We start from the raw sequence: 17,936 nt of genomic DNA on the forward strand, positions 1-17,936 counted from the left end.
TTGGCGACTCGGCGCGACAGGAGCGGAGCGACGGGGAGAAGCGGAGAGGGCAGGGAGCGGGGCGGGCCAGGCAAGAGGGCGAGGCGGCCGCGAGCGGGGGTGTCGGAAGGCGCGGCTATGGTCGTGTGAGAAAGGCGGGCATGCGATACATCGAAGATGAGGGCCGGATCGTCTGGAGTGCGAGCGACCTCAAGTCCGCCGCCGAGTGCGAGTTCGCGTGGCTGCGCGCGATCGACGCCCGGCTGGGCCGCGTGGCGGCGGTCGAAGAGCCCGAAGACCTCACGCTCGAGCGCGCCGGGCGCCTCGGCACGGCCCACGAGCGCCGGGTGCTCGCCGACTACGTCGAACGCTACGGCGACCGGGTGGCTGTCATCCCCGAGGCGCGATCGTCGGATGCCGCGGCCCTGGCCGACGCGGTGGCCCTCACCGACGCGGCGCTGGCGTCCGCCGACGCGGTCGTCGTCTACCAGGCGGCGTTCGCGACGAACGACTTCGTCGGGTTCGCCGACTTCCTGGTGCGCGATGCCGACGACCGCTGGATCGTGCAGGACACCAAGCTGGCGCGTCACGCGCGCGTCACGGCGCTCATGCAGCTCGCGGCCTACGTGGATCAGCTCGACCGCCTCGGGGTGCCCCGTGCCGATCGGGTCGAGCTGCTGCTCGGCGACGGCAGCGTGAGCGAGCACGAGGTCGACGACCTCATGCCCGTGTTCCGGCTGCGCCGCGAGCGGCTCGCGGCCCTCATCGCCGATCGCCGGCTCGACCTGGGCTCGGCGGGCGAGGCCATCGCGTGGGGCGACCCGCGCGGCGACCTCGGCATCATCGCCTGCGGGCGCTGTGCCACCTGCGACGCCGAGGTCGTCGCAGCGCGCGACCTGCTTCTCGTGGCGGGCATGCGTCCGGTGCAGCGCGATCGCCTGCGCACGTCGGGCGTCCGCACGATCGAAGAGCTCGCGAGTGCTCCGTCGGGCCCCTCCGGGATGAACCCCGACACCTTCGTGATGCTGCGCACCCAGGCCCGTCTGCAGCTCGAGAGCCCGGCCGGCACGCCGCCGCTGGTGACCCCCCACGCGCCGCCGGCTCCCGGCGCGGCCGTCGCGCCCGCGGTCCCGACGTTCGAGGTAGTCGCGCCGACGGCGCTCGGTGCCCTGCCCCGGCCCGACCACGGTGATCTGTTCTTCGACTTCGAGGGCGACCCGCTGCACACCGAGGCGAATCCGCCCGGGCGCGAGGGCGAGGCGGTCCAGTGGGGCATCGACTACCTGTTCGGCTGGGTCGACGACCGTGAGCAGTACACCGCCCTGTGGGCGCACTCGTTCGCCGACGAGAAGCGCGCGCTCGAGACGTTCCTCGACATCGTCAATCTGCGACGTCAGCAGCACCCCGGCATGCACATCTACCACTACGCGCCGTACGAGCCGTCGCACCTGCTTGCCATGGCCGCGCGCCACGGCGTGCGCGAGAGCGACGTCGACCGGCTGCTGCGCGACGGCGTGTTCGTCGACCTCTACCCGGTCGTGCGGCGGGCTTTGCGGGTCGGCTCGCGGTCGTACTCGATCAAGAAGCTCGAGCCGCTCTACATGGGCGCCGAGGTGCGCACCAGTGACGTACAGAAGGGCGACGACTCCATCGTCCGCTACGTCGAGGCGCGGGCTCTCGCATCCGACGGCGACACCGCCGCCGCGCAGGAGATCCTCGACGACCTCGCCGACTACAACAGGTACGACTGCGTCTCGACGCGGCGTCTGCGTGACTGGCTCGTCGATCGCGCGCGCGACGCCGGCCTGCGCCCCTCGCCCAATCCCGAGCCGGACGAGCGCGCCTACGAGCCCTCGCCGCGCGCGCTCTCGCTCGAGGCGCTCGCGCTGCAGCACCCGGCCGACTCGGCCGATGCGCAGTCGCTCCGGTTGGGCGCGGCCGCCATCGACTACTACCCGCGCGAGGCGAAGACCTTCTGGGCGACGCACTTCCTGCGGCTGCGCGAGCCCGTGCCGCTGTGGGAGGAGACGCGCGATGTGGCCGTCGTCGACCCCGCGCGCTCGCGCGTGGTCGAGGACTGGCACTTCGCCGAGAGCGGTCGCGGAGGAGAGCGCCGCACGGTCGAGATCCGGGGGGAGCTCGCGCCGGGCACGCGGCTCGGCAAGGGGACGAGCCCCTTCGCCCTCTACGAGCTGCCGGCGCCCTACCCCTTCGAGGCATCTCCCCGCTGGATCCACTCCTACCGATCCGTGTCGGTTCTCGAGGTGCTCGACGACGGAGCGATCATCGAGGAGACCGCGGTCGATGGTGTCACCTGGTCCACGCTCCCGATCGCGCTCACGCCGGCGGCTCCGCCTTCGGCGGGCAACCAGCAGCTCGCGATCGACGCCTGGGCCGATGCCGTGGCCGAGGCCGCGCCCGTCCTTCCCGCCGACCCGGCGACCGACATCCTGTGCCGCCGTCCGCCGCGCACGCTGACCGGCGGCCTCCCGGCATCGACCGGCGACGACGTCGACGCCATCGTGCGGGCCGTGGCCGACCTCGACCGCAGCTACCTGGCCGTGCAAGGACCGCCCGGCACCGGCAAGACCTACGTCGGATCCCACGTCATCGCACGGCTGGTCGCGGAGCGCGGCTTCAAGGTGGGCGTGGTCGCGCAGTCGCACGCGGTGGTCGAGAACATGCTGGAGCGGATCGTCGCGGCGGGTGTCGCGAAAGAGCTCGTGGGCAAGGCGCCGAAGATCGAGCGCGAGGAGTATCCGTTCACGCCGCTGCGCAAGAACGGGATCGCGGAGTTCACGGCCGAGCGCACCGAGTCGGGCTACGTCGTCGGAGGCACGGCGTGGGACTTCAGCCACCAGGCGCGCATCCCCCGAGGCGACCTCGACCTCCTCGTGATCGACGAGGCGGGTCAGTTCTCGCTGGCCTCGACGATCGCCGTATCGCTCGCCTCGTCGCGGCTGCTGCTCCTCGGCGATCCGCAGCAGCTGCCCCAGGTGAGCCAGGGCACCCACCCCGAGCCGGTCGACACGTCGGCGCTCGGCTGGGTCATGGACGGCGCCGACGTCATCCCGCCCGAGTACGGGTACTTCCTCGCCCGCACGTGGCGCATGCATCCCGCCGTCGCCGCTCCGGTGTCGCTGCTGTCGTACCGCGGCGAGCTCGCCGCCCACCCCCTGACGGCGCTCCGGGTGCTCGACGGGGTCGAGCCCGGGCTGCATCCGGTGCCGCTGCGTCACCACGGCAACGCCACGCAGTCGCTGGAAGAGGCGGCGGCGGTGGTCGACATCGTCCGCGGCCTGATCGGCCGGCCGTGGGCCGACATCGAGGTGGACGACGCCGGTGCGACGACTCCGATGGCCGCGCGGCCCGTGGGCGAGCGCGACATCATCGTCGTCACGCCCTACAACGCTCAGCAGGTCGCCGTGGAGGAGGCGCTCGCCGCCGCCGGCTACCGCGACGTCCCCGTCGGCACCGTCGACAAGTTCCAAGGGCAGGAGGCCGCGGTCGCCATCGTGTCGCTCGCCGCGTCGTCCGGGCGCGACGCGCCGCGCGGACTCGAGTTCCTGCTGCTGCGCAATCGGCTCAACGTCGCCATCTCCCGCGCCAAGCACACCGCGTACCTCGTCCACTCACCCGCCCTGCTCGACGATCTGCCGTATACGCCCGAGGGCGTCGCCCGGCTCAGCGGTTTCGCGCGACTGGTCGGTCGCGGCTGAGGCGCGCGTAGACTCGCGCACACAGCGACCCAGGAGGCATCCATGGCCGACGAAGTTCCTCGCCAGTTCGAGATCGATCTGCCCCCCGAGCACATCGGCGGCAACTACGCCGACTTCGCGAACGTCTGGCACACCCCCACGGTGTTCGTCATGGACTTCCTCACACTCGCCCAGCCGCCGCGGGAGCAGGTCGACCCCGAGACCGGGGAGAGCCACACCATCGTCCCGGCGCGCGTGGTCAGCCGCATCCGCATCCCTCCCGAGCAGGTCTTCGAACTCGCGAAGGCGCTCACGCAGCAGCTGGAGTTCTGGGAGCAGGAGACCGGGCGGCGCAATCCGCAGGGCCCGCTCCTCGACACCTGACACCGCTAGACGTCCAGCGGGAGCCTGTCAACCCCGTACGTCCATGGATTTCGCCCGCGTAGCCTGACGGTGCGTCGCAGAGGCGCGGGTGCGGCATTCGTTCGGCGAGGGGCGGATGCCGCACCGTCTTGTCGAGGTATCACGTTCCCGCCCCACCCCTCTCTCACGGGGAAGGGGGTGCGACATGACCACGATCGCCCACGACATCGCCGTCGAGGAGACACCGGACCGAGCGGATGCCGCGGCCCCCGGCCGCGGGCGCGGCATCGTCTTCTGGATCACGCGCTATCTGCCCGCAGAGATCGTCGGCACGGCCGCGATGGTGATGGCAGGTCTGCTCGCCACGCTGTGGACCGACAGCCCCGCGCTCATCGCGCTGGCGGCCCTGCTCGGCGAATTCGTCGGCTTCTATCTGGTGCTCGCCTTCACGATCTACATCGAGCAGGCGCCGGCATCGCGCACTCGAGGGGTGGCCCTTACACGCACGATGATGCTCCTGGTCGCCGAGTTCGGCGTCGCCGAACTGCTCGACACCCTGCTCATCCGTCCCGCCGCGCTGATGGCCGGGGTCTGGCTCTTCGCCGACCCGCTGTGGGGACTGCTCGTGGGGAAGGTCGTCGCCGACGTCATCTTCTACGCCATCGCGGCCGGGGCCTTCACCGTCACCGCGAGGACCGGACTGCGCGACGCCGCCCGTCCGGGGGAGCGTGTCGCATGAATGAGGCGGCCACCCGGGCGGACCGGCGCGCGACCCGCAACCTGATCGATCGGCGGCGGGCCGAGGCATCCGCTCTGCTCTCCACCGATTCGGGACGTGCCGCCGTCGCGCTGCACGGGACGCCGGTGCTGCTGCTCGATCCGGAGCGCGTGCGGCGCCAGTACCGGCGGCTCCGCGACGCCCTGCCGTTCGTGCGGTTCCACTACGCCGTCAAGGCGCTCTCGCACGACGCGGTCATCGGCATCCTCGCCGACGAGGGGTGCGGGTTCGACGTCGCCACCGGCGAAGAGCTGTCGCAGCTCACCCGCCGCGGTGTCGACCCGAGCAGGGTCATCCACACCCACCCGATCAAGAAGCCGTCCGAGATCGCCGAGGCGCTCGCGCTCGGCGTGCGCACGTTCGTCGTCGACAACGACGTCGAGCTGGCCAAGTTCATCGACGCGCCCCGCGACGTGCGCCTGCTCGTGCGGCTGTCGTACCGCAGCCCGCACGCCAAGAGCGACCTGTCCAGCAAGTTCGGTGTCGGCCCGTTCGAGGCCGAGCGCCTCGTCGCCCGGGCGCGCGACCTCGGCGTGCGCGTGGCCGGGTTCAGCTTCCACGTCGGCAGCCAGCTCGACGACCCCGAGCGCTTCGCCGACGCCGTCGCCGAGACCCTCGCCCTCATGGACGACCTCGAGCGCCGGCTGCGCGTGCGCTTCGACACCCTCGACATCGGGGGAGGCTTCCCGGTCGCGTACGACTCCGCCGTGGCGTCGATCGACGAGGTCGCCGATCGCATCCGCCCGCTCCTGCAGCCCCACGTCGGACGGCTCGACATCATCGCCGAGCCCGGACGCGTGCTGGTCGCCGACGCCATGACCCTCGTCACCAGCGTCGTCGGCGTCGCCGAGCGGGGCGACGGGCGCTGGTACTACCTCGACGACGGCGTGTACGGCTCGTACTCCAACGTCGTCGCCGAGGACGTGCACCCGCTCGTCTTCGCGGAGCGGGAGCTGAACGACGGCGCCTCCGATGCCGCCTCCCACCGCTGGTCGACCCTGAGCGGCCCGACGTGCGACTCGTCCGACGTGATCGCCCACGAGGTGCTGCTGCCCGACCTCGTCGTCGGCGACCTGCTCGTGAGTCCCACGATGGGCGCCTACACGACCGTGACCGCCACGCGCTTCAACGGGCGCCCCTTGACGCCCATCGCGGTCATGGGCCGAGGGCTCGTGACCGGCGAGGTGACGGCCGTCGGGGCATCCGATCGCCGCACGGTCGCCATCGTCTGAACGGGGTCAGACGGTTCCGTAGAGCCGATCCCCGGCATCGCCGAGCCCGGGCACGATGTAGCCCTTCTCATTGAGGCGCTCATCCATCGCACCGAGCACGAGCGTCACGTCCCGACCGTCGACCTGCTTCTCGATGGCGGCGACGCCCTCGGGGGCGCCGAGGAGGCAGATCGCGGTCACGTCCTGCGCGCCGCGCGCGAACAGGAACTCGATGGCGGCGCCGAGTGAGCCGCCCGTGGCCAGCATCGGGTCGAGCACGAAGCACTGCCGATCGCTCAGGTCGTCGGGGAGGCGCTCGGCATAGGTGGAGGGCTCGAGCGTCTCCTCGTTGCGCACCATGCCCAGGAAGCCGACCTCGGCGGTGGGGATGAGCTTCACCATGCCCTCGAGCATGCCGAGGCCGGCCCGCAGGATCGGCACGACCAGGGGCCGGGGCTCGCTGATCTTGACGCCGGTCGTCGTGGTGACGGGTGTCTGGATCTCGATCGGCGACACCCGGACATTGCGGGTGGCCTCATAGGCGAGAAGCGTGACGAGCTCCTCGGTGAGCTGCCGGAATACCGGCGACGAGGTGCGCTGGTCGCGCAGCACCGTGAGCTTGTGGGTGATGAGCGGGTGGTCGGCGACGTGCAGGCGCATACGCCCAGGGTAGTGGCTGGCGGGCCGCCGCCGAGGGCGATGTGTGCGCCGCCGGGCCCGCCGGTCGTACGCTCGTGCTGTGAGCTTCGATCCCGCCGACCTCGCCGCCATGGAGCGGGCGCTGGCCCTCGCCGACGCCGCGGGCGCAGCCGGCGACGTCCCGGTGGGAGCCGTGGTGACGGATGCCGCGGGCCAGGTGATCGGCGAGGGCCGCAACCTCCGCGAGGTCGACCACGATCCCACCGCGCACGCCGAGGTGGTGGCCCTGCGGCAGGCTGCGGCATCCCGGGCCTCGTGGAACCTCGAGGGGTGCACGCTCGTGGTCACCCTGGAACCGTGCGTGATGTGCGCCGGGGCGGTGCTGCAGTCGCGGATCTCGCGGCTGGTGTTCGGCGCCTGGGACGAGAAGGCCGGCGCCGCGGGCTCGGTCTACGACGTCGTCCGCGATCGGCGCCTGCCCTACCGGGCGGAGGTCGTCGCCGGCGTCCGCGCGGCCGAGGCATCCGCTCTGCTGCGGGCGTTCTTCGACGTGCGGCGCTGACCCGCGGAGAGCCCGCGATCGTCTCGAAGAACGGCCGTCAGGGCATCTGCTCGGCGAGGAAATCGCCCATGGCATCGAACAGGGCCGCGCCGTCCGGTTCGAAGAAGTGGTCGGCGCCGGGGATCGTGACCAGCGTGGCGTCCTTGCCTGCCGCGCTCCACGCAGCGCTCAGGTCTTCCGACCATTCGAGCGGTGCGATCTCATCCTCGGTGCCGTGAACGATGAGCAGCGGGGCGGTCGCGCGATCGACGAAGGTCAGCGACGACACGTCGCGCCAGTACTCGGGGGATTGCGCGGGCGTGCCGTGCGCGGCGACCACCGTCTCGAAGTACGGGGTCCCCGCCGCGAATCGCTCGATGTTCTCCCACGGCGAGGTGTGCGACGGTGCGGCGGCCGCGAACGCGGCGGCGGCATCCGGTGCCGCCACCGCGACGGCCACCGCCACCCCGCCCCCGTGCGAGTGCCCGACCACCGCGACGCGGGACGGGTCCACCATCGGATCCGCCGCGGTGGCGCGTGCCGCGTTGATCGCGTCCAGCGTCGAGCCGACGTCCATGTCGGTCTCCCAGGTCGGGTCGTCGTCCGAGTCGCCGTGGTTGCGCAGATCCGGCACGACGACGACGTACCCGCGCTGGACGAATTCGTCGGCGAATCCGTCGTACGCGGTGAGTCCGGAGTACTCGTCGGGATCGACGTCGCCGTGGAGCAGCACGATCGCCGGGCTGTCGTCCGCACCGGATACCGGTCGGCGGATGACGGCCTGGATCTCGAGGCCGCCGCTGCGGTACGTCACCACCTCGGCGTGGTCGCCGTCGAAGTCCGTCGTCTCCTCCACGAGTTCGAACGCGGGCTGCTCTGCGGCGCCGTCCATGAGCGAGCGGAGCGTCGGAGCAGCCGGCAGCGACACATCGAGCGGGCTGGGTGAGGGCGCAGCGGCGCTGCATCCGCCGAGCGCCAGCGCGACGACCACCAGGGAGACGGCGGCGCCTGAGACGCGCGCGAGGAGTTCGACGGGCATGGCTCACCCCCGCAATCGATGTGCGAATCGTACTCCCGCCCACGCCGGGGGAACAGAGGTGCGGCGTCGCCGATCGGGGGGCCAGCACGAGCCGCATCGGGGGGCCAGCACCCTGCCCGCCGCATCCGCCGCGGACCTAGCGTGACAGGCGTGACCCGCCTCATCGAACCCGTCCGTACCGCACCGCTCGCCACTGCACCGGGGCGGGCGGGAAGCCGCGTCGCGTGGACATTCGTGCTGCTCACGGCCCTGGCCGTGGGGGCGTACTCGGCCGTCCCCTACTTCACGGTGTCGCTGCGCGAGCTCGCCGGGGACGACGTGGGGCTCGCCCCGACCTACGCCGAGACCTCGCCGTTCGTGCAGGCCGCCCTCTACGTCCACATCGCGGGCAGCGCCGTCGCCCTCGTCCTCGGTGCCCTCCAGTTCTGGCGGGGCCTGCGCACCCGCGCGCCGAAGGTGCATCGCTGGCTCGGCCGGATCTACCTGGCGGGCGTCGCGGTCGGCGCCGTCGGCGGGCTGATCATCGCCCCCTCGAGCCCGGCCGGTTACGTGGGCTTCTTCGGCTTCAGCGCACTCGCCGTGCTGTGGCTCGCGACCGCCTGGCGCGCGTACCGGGCTATCCGCCGGCGCGACATCGCCGGCCACCAGGCCTGGATGATTCGCAACTATGCGCTGACCTACGCCGGCGTCATGCTGCGGGTGTGGCTGCCCCTGCTGCTGCTGGCGCCGCTGCTCCTCGGCCTGCCGTGGGAGTTCGACGAGGCCTTCGCGAACGCCTACGCGGCCGTGCCCTTCCTGTGCTGGCTGCCCAACCTGGTCTTTGCGGAGTGGCTCATCCGCCGTCGGGGCCTTCCCTCGTACCGCCTGCCGCTGGCGCGGGCGTGAGCCGCGGCCGCGGCGGGGTCACTGTTTGCCGGAGCGCCGGCGGGTGCGGTCAGTCCGCGGAGCGGATGACGAACTCCTCCGTCGGGGGAGCCGGGTCGTCGCCGGGGCGGTAGATGTCGGGCTCGAAGTAGATGACGCGCGCGGTGGGAACCGCTGCCCGGACACGCTGCTCGATGCGGTCGATGTCCGCGGCGACCGCGGCGAGCGGCTTGTCGGAGTGGAACCCGAGCTTTGCGGCGACCATGAGCTCGTCGGGTCCGAGGTACAGCGTCTTGATGTGGATCAGTTTCTGGATCTCGGGTCCGTCGGTGATGGCGCTCACGATGCGGTCGACATCGGCATCCGTCGCCCCTTCTCCGACGAGGAGGCTCTTCGTCTCGATGCCGAGGGCGATCGCGATGATGATCAGCAGCGTGCCGATCATGAGTGTCCCGAGAGCGTCGAACAGCGGATTCCCGGTGATCCAGGTCATGCCGACGCCGAAGAGCGCGAACACCAGTCCGATCAGCGCGCCGATGTCTTCGAGCAGGACGACGGGCAGCTCCGGCGCCTTCGAGTGCCGCACGAACGACACCCAGGACTGTCCTTTGCCGCGGACATGGTTGCTCTCCCTGATCGCGGTGCGCAGGGAGAACGACTCCAGCACGATGGCGATGATCAGCACCGCGATAGGCACCCAGTAGTTGGTCACCTCGTGCGGGTGAGTGATCTTCTCGATGCCTTCGTAGATCGAGAACAGGCCGCCGACCGAGAACAGGATGATCGAGACGACGAAGGCGTATACGTAGCGCTCGCGGCCGTAGCCGAAGGGGTGCTCCCGGTCGGCCGCGCGCTTGGCGCGCCGGCCGCCGAGGAGGAGCAGGAGCTGATTGCCGGAATCGGCGACGGAGTGGATCGCCTCGGCGAGCATCGATGCCGACCCTGAAATAATCCACGCGACGAACTTCGCCAGGGCGATTCCCATATTCGCCAGGAACGCCGCGATGATCGCTTTGCCGCCGCCCGATGCACTCATGCGATGAGTCTACGGATGCCGCGCCCTCGTTTCCGATCCCGCGGAGCGGGATCAGTCAGCGGACTTGAGGATGATCGCCTCCGTCGGCGGGGCGGGCTGCGACGTCGCAGCCACGTACCCGATCACCGTCAGCAGGGCGTGGCGGAACTCCGCCGGGCGCTCCAGGTGCGGCGTGTGCCCGACGCCCTCGAGACGGAGCTCGGTGACGCGCCCACCGGCCGCCGAGTAGCGGTCCAGCACGTCCCGCATCTGCGACACCATCTCCTGCGGCGGCGCGACCTCGTCGCCCGGCCAGCCGGGGACGATGCCGAGCTTGCCGAGATTGTTGAAGTCGTAGACGGAGGCGTCTGACACGATCGGATCGAGTGTGCCGTGGATCCACAGCACCGGGGGCTTGTCGGCGAGGTCCGTGATGCCCGACACGTCGTAGTACTGCGGCGCCAGGGTGTTGAGGACTCCCACGGTGCCGGCGGCGAAGCCGGGCCAGTTCGCGCTCGGCACGCCGTCGCCGGGGTAGTTGCCGGTGGCGGTGGACGTGGTGAGCATCGACTCCACCCACTCGTCCTCGTGCTCGGTGCGGAACCCGGGCGCGACGTAGACGGAGCGGAACACGTTGCGCGGCGACGTCGGCGCCTCGTCGGATCGGTCGTGGTCGATGAGGCGCTGCACGAAGTCGGGGTTGCCGCCGCCGCCTCCACAGCCGGCGTCGTCGTCCGTGAGCCGCGAGCCGTCGCGCCGCGTTCCGCCGAACCCGTACGGCGACACCGGGGACTCGAGGGTGAGGCTCAGCACCGGGTGGTCGAGCGCGTACTGCATCACCACACCGCCCCCCAGGGACCAGCCGACGAGATGGGCGGTGGGGATGCCGAGCTCGACCAGCGTCTCGTGCACGTCGTCGCTGTAGTCGCGGACGCCACGGGTCGCATCGACCGGCGCGTGCTCGGTGCCGCCGTACCCCCGCAGGTCGATGGCGACGACGCGGAGGTCACCGGGCAGATCCTGCATCAAGGGCTGCCAGAAGAGGGCGGACGAGACATTCCCGTGCACGAGGACGAGGGTGCGCTCCGACGGCGTCGCCGGGTCGTCTCCGGTGCGCTCGAGGATGTTGACGCTGAGCCGGGGCGTCTCCACGATGCGCTGCGTGATGCCTTCGAAGAGCGTCATGATCGGGTCCTCCGCTGTCCACGCCGGAGCACCCACGCCCCCGCTGACTCGACTATAGACCTGCCTCGGGTCGTCGTGAATCGGCTTTCAGGTTCCGGATGCCGCGGCCCCGGCGCGCGCCCACGCGCGTCAACCGTCCGGCCGCTCAGGCCTCCGGCGCCTCGTCGCCCGACTGCCCCGTGTAGAAGAGATACGTCGCGTGTGCCGCGCTCGCCGCCGCGGCGGGATCCCCGCCGTCGGCGACCTGCGCAGCCGCCCACCCGTCGGCCGCAGCGCGGGAGAACGCTCTGCCTTCTGCGCCGACCATCCACGCCTCGGCGTCCTCCGGCGCGATGCGCTCGCCGCCCCGCAGGTGCATCGCCAGGCCGAGCAGCCCCTGATCCCAGCCGACCCCCGTCGCCCCCGGCCCGTAGAGCTCCCAGAACCCGGGAGGGACCTCCGCGACCCGCGCGGTGTGGATGAGCTCGAGCGTCGTGGACTCGTCGTCCTCCCCAGTCAGGGCGATCTCGAGCCACGACATCCCGCCGCCGTACTCCCAGGTGACGCGATAGCGCGCGGCATGGCCCTGCGGGGGTGCGCACTCGAGGATCTCGCCGCCGGCGTTGCCGACGAGCTGATATCGGCCGCCCAGCTTCAGGTCGCCGGAGACGGGCAGGAACCACCGGGCGATCCGCTCGGGCGAGGTGACGGCATCCCAGACGTCGTCGAGCCCCGAGGGGTAGCGCTGGGTGAGGCTCTGCACGCGCGCCGGCTCGCCGTCCACATCGATCGTGCGCACCGAGCGGTCCACCGCGTCGATCTGCGCGTTCACATCCACCATGTCAGTTCTCCTTGTCATCAGGTGAGGGTTCGTCCGTCGACCCGTCGGGCTCGGCGACTGTGACGGGCGGCTCGGCAGGAGGCCGCCGTGCCCGGCGGCCGCGTGCGAGCTCGGTGCCGAGGGCGTCGAGTCGCGGCTGCCACAGCCGGCGGAACGGATCGAACCAGTCCGCCGCAGCCTCGAGCGGGGCCGGGTCGATCGCATACAGGCGCCGGGTGCCGTCGGGGCGGGATGTCGCGAAGCCAGCGTCGCGCAGCACGCGGAGATGCTGCGACACGGCGGGCTGGGAGATCCCGAACTCGCGCTGAACGGTCTCGCCGAGCTCGCCCGCACTGTGCTCGCCGTCGGCCAGCAGTTCGAGAAGTCGTCGCCGCACCGGGTCTCCGAGGACATCGAGTGCGTGCATGGGTTCCATTGTTGCGCTGCTGCTTATATAAGTCAAGAGCGAAGGAACCCGGATGCCGGAGCCGGCCGCTCGTAGGATGGCGCCATGACCGACAGCTCCATGCTTCCCCCGATCGCCATCCTCGGTGCCGGTTCGATGGGCGGCGCCATCCTGCACGGCCTCGTGCGCTCCGGCCTCGCCGCCGGCGGCGTCACCGCAACCAACCGCACCGCGGCGAAGGCCGACGAACTGGCACCGCTCGCCGGAGTGACGAGCATCGCGCTGGACGCGCGACCCACGGGGAACACGGATGCCGCGGCCGCGGCCGACATCGTCCTCATCGGCGTCAAGCCGGTCATGGTCCCGGACCTGCTGCGCGAGATCGCCCCGGTGCTCCGTCCGGGGACGATCGTGGTGAGCCTCGCCGCAGGGGTGACGATCGCGACCTTCGAGTCGATCCTGCCCGCCGACGTCCGGGTGCTGCGCTCGATGCCGAACACGCCGTCCCTCGTCGGCAGGGGCGTGACCGGGATCGCCGCCGGCACCCACGCCGATGCGACGGCGGTCGGGCTCGTGCGCCGGCTGTTCGAGACGGTCGGCACGGTGGTCGAGGTTCCCGAGGCGCAGATCGACCCGCTGTCGACGATCTCGGGCTCCGGCCCGGCCTACTTCTTCCTCGTGGTGGAGGAGTTCACGAAGGCGGCGATGGGCAAGGGCTTCTCGGAGTCCGATGCCCGGATCCTGGCCGAGCAGACCTTCATCGGCGCCGCGGCGCTGCTCGAGGCATCCGCCCACGACCCGGCCGAGCTCCGCCGCCGGGTCACCAGCCCCAAGGGCACGACCGAACGGGCCATCGCCGTGCTGCAGGAGGCGCGCTTCGACGACGTCTTCGTGCGGGCGACCGACGCCGCGCTCGCACGGGCGAAGGAGCTCGCGGCCGGTTCCTGACGTCGCCGTCGCTCAGCGGTCGAGGGCTGCGAACCGTTCGATGTCGACGTTCGTCCCCGAGACGATGATCAAGTCGTGGTTCGTCACGATCGTGTTCGCCTCGGCGTAGCGGAACGGCTTGCCGGGGCTCTTCACGCCGACGACGGTGACGTTGTATTTCGTGCGCACGCCCGATTCGTTCAGGCCGACGCCGCGGATGAACTTCGGCGGGTACATCTTCGCGAGCACGAAGTCGTCGTCGAAGCGGATGAAGTCCAGCATCCGGCCGCTCACCAGGTGCGCGACGCGCTCGCCCGCCTCCCGCTCGGGGTAGATGACGTGATTGGCGCCGACGCGGGCGAGGATCTTGCCGTGCGACTGCGAGACGGCCTTGGCCCAGATCTGCGGGACCTTGAGGTCGACCAGATTGGCGGTGATGAGGACGGATGCCTCGATCGACGACCCGACCGCGACCACGGCCACCTGGAAGTCCTGCGCGCCGATCTGCTTCAGCGCGTCGATGTTCTTGGCGTCCGCCTGCACGGTGTGCGTGACGCGCTCGGACCACTTCTGCACGAGCTCGAGGCTCTCGTCGATCGCGAGCACCTCGCGGTCGAGTCGATCCAGCTCGCCCGCGCACGCGGCGCCGAACCGCCCGAGCCCGATCACCAGGACGGGAGCGTCGCTCCTGATCCGCTCAACCAACGATCGGCCTTTCCACCGGCAGCGAGTACAGCTGCGAACGGGATGTCGCGGCCACCGCCGCGGCGAGAGTCACTGTACCAATGCGGCCCATGAAGATCGTCGCGGCCATGACGTATACGGCCGGGTCGGTCAGTTCGGCGGTGAGCCCCGTCGACAGGCCGACCGTGCCGAAGGCGGAGATCACGTCGAAGAGCACGTCGGAGACGTCGGCCTGGCTGATCTGCGCGATGGTGATGGTCGAGAGAGCGCAGATGGTGGCCCCCCACGCGACGACCGAGAGGGCGACCCGCTGGACGTCGCTCGGGATGCGGCGGCCGAACGACTCGACGGACTGACGGCCCTTCGCCTCGGAGAAGACGGCCAGCGCGAGCACCGCGAGCGTGGTGACCTTGATCCCGCCGGCGGTCGAGGCCGATCCGCCGCCGACGAACATCAGCATGGAGCCCACCACGAGCGAGGAGCCGTGCAGCCCCCCGATGTCGACGACGGAGAATCCCCCGGAACGAGTCATCGCGGACAGGAAGAACGCCTGGAACGTCGTGTCCCACGCGCTCATGGAGCCGAACGTCTTGGGGTTGTTGTACTCGAGGATGAGGAAAGCAGCGGCGCCGGCGACGAACAGCAGCGTGGTGGTGATGAGGGTCAGCTTCGCGTGCAGCGTCCAGCGTCGCACGTGCCAGTAGTGCTTCCACAGCGTGTAGATCACCGGGAATCCGATGCTTCCGAGGAAAACGCCCGCCATCAGGACCGTCAGCAGGAAGTAGTCGTCCGCGAAGGGCACGAGTCCGCCCGGATTCGGGGTGAAGCCCGTGTTCGTGAACGCCATCGCCGCGTAGAACGGCGCCTCCCAGAGGGCCTCGAGTGGGCTGATTCCGGCGAAGACGAGCGAGGGGTACAGCGCGAGCGCCACCAGCGCCTCGATGAGGAGCGTCGAGAGGGCCACCGTGCGCAGCAGCGTGCCCACCTCGCCCAGTCGTACGGTCTGTCCCTCGTTCACCGGTCCGCCATGGGTGCGCAGCGGGTTGGAGTCGCTCGCGGCGATGAGCTTGGCGCGCAGGCCGAGGCGCTTGGAGATGACGAGCCCGAGGATCGACGCGAGTGTCAGCACCCCCATGCCGCCGATGTTGACGCCGATGAAGATCACGGTCTTGCCGAAGGGCGAGAACGTCGACGCGATGTCGACCGTGGAGAGCCCCGTCACGCAGATCGTCGACACGGCGGTGAAGAGGGCGTCCGCCAGTGGCAGGCGCCGGCCGTCGGTGTTGGCGGCCGGCAGCGACAGCAGCGCGGTGAACAGCAGGACCAGCGATCCGAAGACGAGCACCGCGAATCGGGCGGGCGAGGAGGTCGTCAGATTGCGGAGCCGATCCCATGCGGACCTCAGTGCCGATGGCACGCGGCGCACGATCGACCCGGTCGGGTCAGTCGACATCCGTCGCCCCTTTCGCCACGAAACTCCCGTCATGGTACTCCGCGGGGCTCCCGACTAATCTGAGCACATGGCGGACATCTTCGACGTGATCGCGGACGGCACTCGTCGCGACATCCTGCGACTCCTGCTCGATCGCGCCACCTCGGGAGAGCGCGGCACCAGCGTGTCGCACATCGTGCACGAGCTCGGAGCGAGTCAGCCGACGGTGTCGAAGCACCTCAAGGTGCTGCGCGAGGCGCACCTCGTCTCGGTGCGCGAGGACGGGCAGCACCGCTACTACAGTCTCTCGTCGGCGCCGCTCGACGAGGTCGACGACTGGCTCATCCCGTTCCTCGACGACCAGGACGACCTGGGCGGTGAGTCGACCCTGACGGAATCGGCCGCCCACGCCGCCGAGGTCTTCGGCCGGGCCGCGGCCTCCGCCAAGTACGCCGTGACGAACGCGTTCAAGAAGCTCCCCGGCCGCTGACCCGTTTCGTCTCGCTGCGCTCGCTCAACGACCGCGGATCCCGGTCGTTGAGTGAGGAGCGGAGCGACGAGACGAAACGCCGGCTCGCGTCAGCGGCGCCCCGCCTTGCGACGGAACAGCCAGGCGCCCCACACGAACGACACCGCCAGGATGCCGACGCACCACCCGACGCCCCACCAGCCCTGACCGCCCATGGTGGTGCCCATGAGCAGCGCGCGGATCGTCTCGATGATGGGCGTGACCGGCTGGTTCTCGGCGACCCACCGCAGCCACTCCGGCATCGTCTCGACCGGGACGAACGCGCTGGACAGGTACGGGAGGAAGAGGATGATGAAGCCGTACGCGTTGGCGCCCTCCGGGCTCTTCGACGCCAGGCCGAGCGCCGCGAAAAGGTACGTGATCGCCAGGATCCACAGCGCGATCATGCCGAGCGCTCCGACCCAGCCCCAGCCGTCGGCCGTCGGCCGGAACCCGACGATCAGGGCGACGCACACCACCAGCCCGGTCGCGACGAGGTTGCGGGCGAGGCTCGCCACCACGTGGCCCGTGAGCACGGCGCTCGCGCGCACCGGCATGGTGCGGAAGCGGTCGATGATGCCCGCCTTCATGTCGCTCGCCACATAGACGGCGGTGCTCGACGCACCGAAGCCCGCGCACAGCAGGATGATCCCGGGCACGACGTAGTCGACGTAGCCGCCCGTCGGGTCGATCGCGCCCCCGAACACGTACGTGAACAGGAGCATGAGCAGCACGGGCAGCATGATCGCCATGAGGAGCGACTCGCCGTCGCGCAGCGAGTGGCGCAGGCTTCGACCCACGAAGACGGTCTCGGCCACGAGGCCCGAGATGCGAGGCCGCAAGGAGGGCGCGTCGGGGGACAGGGTGAGGGTGGTCATGCGATCTCCTTCAGCGAGGCCTCGGCGCGGCTCGCGTCGGGCGAGGTGAGAGCGAGGAACACGTCGTCGAGGCTGGGGCGGCGCAGGCTCACGACGCCCTCCGCTCCCGACTCGTCCAGCACATCGAGTGCCCGCCGCAGATCGGAGACCGTTCCGTCGGTGGCGACCTCGTGCAGCAGCTCGCCGTGGGCGTCGTGCAGCTCGACGGTGTCGCCTCCGATGCGGGCCTTGAGCTGCGCGGCCGTGCCGGTGGCGACGACCCGGCCGCCGTCGAGCACGGCGATGCGGTCGGCGAGCTGATCGGCCTCGTCGAGGTACTGGGTGGTGAGGAACACCGTGGTGCCGGCCTGGGCCAGCGAGCGGATGACATCCCACAGCTCTCGTCGGCTGCGAGTGTCGAGGCCCGTTGTGGGCTCGTCGAGGAAGAGGATCTCGGGCGTCACGACGAAGCTGAGAGCCAGGTCGAGGCGTCGGCGCATGCCGCCGGAGTACGCGCCGACGCGCTTGGCTGCAGCATCCGTGAGATCGAAGCGTGCCAGCAGCTCGGCGGCCCGGCGGCGGGCCGCTCGAGCGGACAGCCCCGAGAGTCGCCCCAGCATGACGACGTTCTCGGTGCCGGTGAGCACGTCGTCGACGGCGGTCGCCTGCCCGGTGAGACCGATGCGACGCTTCACCGCGTCGGGGTCGCGCACCACATCGACGCCGGCGACGACCGCGCTGCCCGCATCGGGACGCACGAGGGTCGTGAGGATGTTGATGGCCGTGGTCTTGCCGGCGCCGTTGGGCCCGAGCAGTGCGAACACCTCGCCGCGCGCGACGACGAGATCGAGCCCGTCGAGCACCACCTGTCTTCCGAACGCCTTGCGGAGACCGCGCACATCGATGGCCCGCTGCGGATCGTCCTCGGTCATGAGACCGTCCCTTCTGTGTATGGAGCAAACTGCTGTGTACGCCCAAAACTGTTTATGACGCTAACACACTGTTTATGGA

General features: G+C 70.7%; 18 protein-coding genes. 8 read left to right on the plus strand and 10 right to left on the minus strand.

The features are described from left to right. The first annotated feature begins 140 nt into the window (after positions 1–140). From SOM19_RS04350 to SOM19_RS04365, 4 genes are all read left to right on the plus strand, one after another. Positions 141–3,698: a TM0106 family RecB-like putative nuclease gene (locus SOM19_RS04350; RefSeq protein WP_320485328.1), complete on the plus strand. Its 3,558-nt coding sequence runs from the start codon at positions 141–143 to the stop codon at positions 3,696–3,698. Positions 3,699–3,740: 42 nt separating this feature from the next. Next, positions 3,741–4,061: a DUF3467 domain-containing protein gene (locus tag SOM19_RS04355; protein ID WP_320485329.1), complete on the plus strand. Its 321-nt coding sequence runs from the start codon at positions 3,741–3,743 to the stop codon at positions 4,059–4,061. Positions 4,062–4,245: 184 nt separating this feature from the next. Further along, the gene (locus SOM19_RS04360) at positions 4,246–4,779 is read left to right on the plus strand and encodes a hypothetical protein (protein WP_320485330.1); all 534 of its coding nucleotides are present in this window, start codon (positions 4,246–4,248) and stop codon (positions 4,777–4,779) included. Continuing rightward, on the plus strand, positions 4,776–6,050 hold the full coding sequence (locus SOM19_RS04365; RefSeq protein WP_320485331.1) for a type III PLP-dependent enzyme: 1,275 nt from the start codon (positions 4,776–4,778) through the stop codon (positions 6,048–6,050). Before SOM19_RS04360 ends, SOM19_RS04365 begins: the two co-directional genes overlap by 4 nt. A 6-nt stretch (positions 6,051–6,056) precedes the next feature. Here the strand turns inward: SOM19_RS04365 and upp are convergent, their stop codons facing one another. Continuing rightward, positions 6,057–6,689 carry a uracil phosphoribosyltransferase gene (upp, locus tag SOM19_RS04370; protein WP_320485332.1) on the minus strand — a complete coding sequence of 211 codons (633 nt, stop codon included), beginning with the start codon at positions 6,687–6,689 and terminating at the stop codon, positions 6,057–6,059. 109 nt (positions 6,690–6,798) lie between these two features. Between upp and tadA the strand changes: the two genes are divergently transcribed. Next, the gene (tadA, locus tag SOM19_RS04375) at positions 6,799–7,230 is read left to right on the plus strand and encodes a tRNA adenosine(34) deaminase TadA (RefSeq protein ID WP_320486659.1); all 432 of its coding nucleotides are present in this window, start codon (positions 6,799–6,801) and stop codon (positions 7,228–7,230) included. A gap of 37 nt (positions 7,231–7,267) precedes the next feature. Here tadA and SOM19_RS04380 read toward each other — a convergent pair whose 3' ends face one another. Beyond that, entirely contained in the window at positions 7,268–8,248 is a 981-nt protein-coding gene (locus SOM19_RS04380; protein WP_320485333.1) for an alpha/beta hydrolase family protein, read from the minus strand. 150 nt (positions 8,249–8,398) lie between these two features. Here SOM19_RS04380 and SOM19_RS04385 point away from each other — a divergent pair, with 150 nt between their 5' ends. Continuing rightward, complete coding sequence (locus tag SOM19_RS04385; protein WP_320485334.1) at positions 8,399–9,133, plus strand: DUF2306 domain-containing protein; 735 nt, start codon at positions 8,399–8,401, stop codon at positions 9,131–9,133. A 49-nt stretch (positions 9,134–9,182) separates the two neighbouring features. Here SOM19_RS04385 and SOM19_RS04390 read toward each other — a convergent pair whose 3' ends face one another. From SOM19_RS04390 to SOM19_RS04405, 4 genes are all read right to left on the minus strand, one after another. Then, positions 9,183–10,148, minus strand: coding sequence for a cation diffusion facilitator family transporter (locus SOM19_RS04390; RefSeq protein WP_320485335.1), 966 nt, complete (start codon positions 10,146–10,148; stop codon positions 9,183–9,185). Between the two features lie 51 nt (positions 10,149–10,199). Beyond that, positions 10,200–11,312 carry an alpha/beta hydrolase gene (locus SOM19_RS04395; RefSeq protein WP_320485336.1) on the minus strand — a complete coding sequence of 371 codons (1,113 nt, stop codon included), beginning with the start codon at positions 11,310–11,312 and terminating at the stop codon, positions 10,200–10,202. Positions 11,313–11,457: 145 nt separating this feature from the next. Next, positions 11,458–12,150 carry an SRPBCC family protein gene (locus tag SOM19_RS04400; RefSeq protein WP_320485337.1) on the minus strand — a complete coding sequence of 231 codons (693 nt, stop codon included), beginning with the start codon at positions 12,148–12,150 and terminating at the stop codon, positions 11,458–11,460. Continuing rightward, the gene (locus tag SOM19_RS04405) at positions 12,134–12,538 is read right to left on the minus strand and encodes an ArsR/SmtB family transcription factor (RefSeq protein WP_320485338.1); all 405 of its coding nucleotides are present in this window, start codon (positions 12,536–12,538) and stop codon (positions 12,134–12,136) included. The genes SOM19_RS04400 and SOM19_RS04405 overlap by 17 nt, the downstream gene beginning before the upstream one ends. A gap of 84 nt (positions 12,539–12,622) precedes the next feature. Here SOM19_RS04405 and proC point away from each other — a divergent pair, with 84 nt between their 5' ends. After that, positions 12,623–13,465 (plus strand): pyrroline-5-carboxylate reductase, encoded by an 843-nt coding sequence (gene proC / locus SOM19_RS04410; protein ID WP_320485339.1) that lies wholly within the window; start codon positions 12,623–12,625, stop codon positions 13,463–13,465. Between the two features lie 12 nt (positions 13,466–13,477). Here the strand turns inward: proC and SOM19_RS04415 are convergent, their stop codons facing one another. Both SOM19_RS04415 and SOM19_RS04420 read right to left on the minus strand, forming a co-directional pair. Then, positions 13,478–14,149: a potassium channel family protein gene (locus tag SOM19_RS04415; protein WP_320485340.1), complete on the minus strand. Its 672-nt coding sequence runs from the start codon at positions 14,147–14,149 to the stop codon at positions 13,478–13,480. Beyond that, the gene (locus SOM19_RS04420) at positions 14,142–15,581 is read right to left on the minus strand and encodes a TrkH family potassium uptake protein (protein ID WP_320485341.1); all 1,440 of its coding nucleotides are present in this window, start codon (positions 15,579–15,581) and stop codon (positions 14,142–14,144) included. The genes SOM19_RS04415 and SOM19_RS04420 overlap by 8 nt, the downstream gene beginning before the upstream one ends. A 67-nt stretch (positions 15,582–15,648) precedes the next feature. Between SOM19_RS04420 and SOM19_RS04425 the strand changes: the two genes are divergently transcribed. Then, complete coding sequence (locus SOM19_RS04425) at positions 15,649–16,050, plus strand: ArsR/SmtB family transcription factor (protein ID WP_320485342.1); 402 nt, start codon at positions 15,649–15,651, stop codon at positions 16,048–16,050. 89 nt (positions 16,051–16,139) lie between these two features. Here SOM19_RS04425 and SOM19_RS04430 read toward each other — a convergent pair whose 3' ends face one another. Then, positions 16,140–16,946, minus strand: a complete 807-nt coding sequence (locus SOM19_RS04430) for an ABC transporter permease (protein WP_320485343.1) — start codon at positions 16,944–16,946, stop codon at positions 16,140–16,142. Next, positions 16,943–17,857, minus strand: coding sequence for an ATP-binding cassette domain-containing protein (locus SOM19_RS04435; RefSeq protein ID WP_320485344.1), 915 nt, complete (start codon positions 17,855–17,857; stop codon positions 16,943–16,945). Before SOM19_RS04435 ends, SOM19_RS04430 begins: the two co-directional genes overlap by 4 nt. Between the last annotated feature and the right edge of the window lie 79 nt (positions 17,858–17,936).

Source organism: Microbacterium sp. CFBP9034, from assembly GCF_034045255.1.
GTDB lineage: Bacteria > Actinomycetota > Actinomycetes > Actinomycetales > Microbacteriaceae > Microbacterium.

Coding starts and splice junctions, on each gene's coding strand:
- tadA (WP_320486659.1), top strand. CDS start 6,799: ATGGAGCGGGCGCTGGCCCTCGCCGACGCCGCGGGCGCAGCCGGCGAC.
- SOM19_RS04350 (WP_320485328.1), top strand. CDS start 141: ATGCGATACATCGAAGATGAGGGCCGGATCGTCTGGAGTGCGAGCGAC.
- SOM19_RS04365 (WP_320485331.1), top strand. CDS start 4,776: ATGAATGAGGCGGCCACCCGGGCGGACCGGCGCGCGACCCGCAACCTG.
- SOM19_RS04390 (WP_320485335.1), bottom strand. CDS start 10,148: ATGAGTGCATCGGGCGGCGGCAAAGCGATCATCGCGGCGTTCCTGGCG.
- SOM19_RS04355 (WP_320485329.1), top strand. CDS start 3,741: ATGGCCGACGAAGTTCCTCGCCAGTTCGAGATCGATCTGCCCCCCGAG.
- SOM19_RS04405 (WP_320485338.1), bottom strand. CDS start 12,538: ATGCACGCACTCGATGTCCTCGGAGACCCGGTGCGGCGACGACTTCTC.
- SOM19_RS04395 (WP_320485336.1), bottom strand. CDS start 11,312: ATGACGCTCTTCGAAGGCATCACGCAGCGCATCGTGGAGACGCCCCGG.
- SOM19_RS04420 (WP_320485341.1), bottom strand. CDS start 15,581: ATGTCGACTGACCCGACCGGGTCGATCGTGCGCCGCGTGCCATCGGCA.
- proC (WP_320485339.1), top strand. CDS start 12,623: ATGACCGACAGCTCCATGCTTCCCCCGATCGCCATCCTCGGTGCCGGT.
- SOM19_RS04435 (WP_320485344.1), bottom strand. CDS start 17,857: ATGACCGAGGACGATCCGCAGCGGGCCATCGATGTGCGCGGTCTCCGC.
- SOM19_RS04425 (WP_320485342.1), top strand. CDS start 15,649: ATGGCGGACATCTTCGACGTGATCGCGGACGGCACTCGTCGCGACATC.
- upp (WP_320485332.1), bottom strand. CDS start 6,689: ATGCGCCTGCACGTCGCCGACCACCCGCTCATCACCCACAAGCTCACG.
- SOM19_RS04360 (WP_320485330.1), top strand. CDS start 4,246: ATGACCACGATCGCCCACGACATCGCCGTCGAGGAGACACCGGACCGA.
- SOM19_RS04400 (WP_320485337.1), bottom strand. CDS start 12,150: ATGACAAGGAGAACTGACATGGTGGATGTGAACGCGCAGATCGACGCG.
- SOM19_RS04380 (WP_320485333.1), bottom strand. CDS start 8,248: ATGCCCGTCGAACTCCTCGCGCGCGTCTCAGGCGCCGCCGTCTCCCTG.
- SOM19_RS04430 (WP_320485343.1), bottom strand. CDS start 16,946: ATGACCACCCTCACCCTGTCCCCCGACGCGCCCTCCTTGCGGCCTCGC.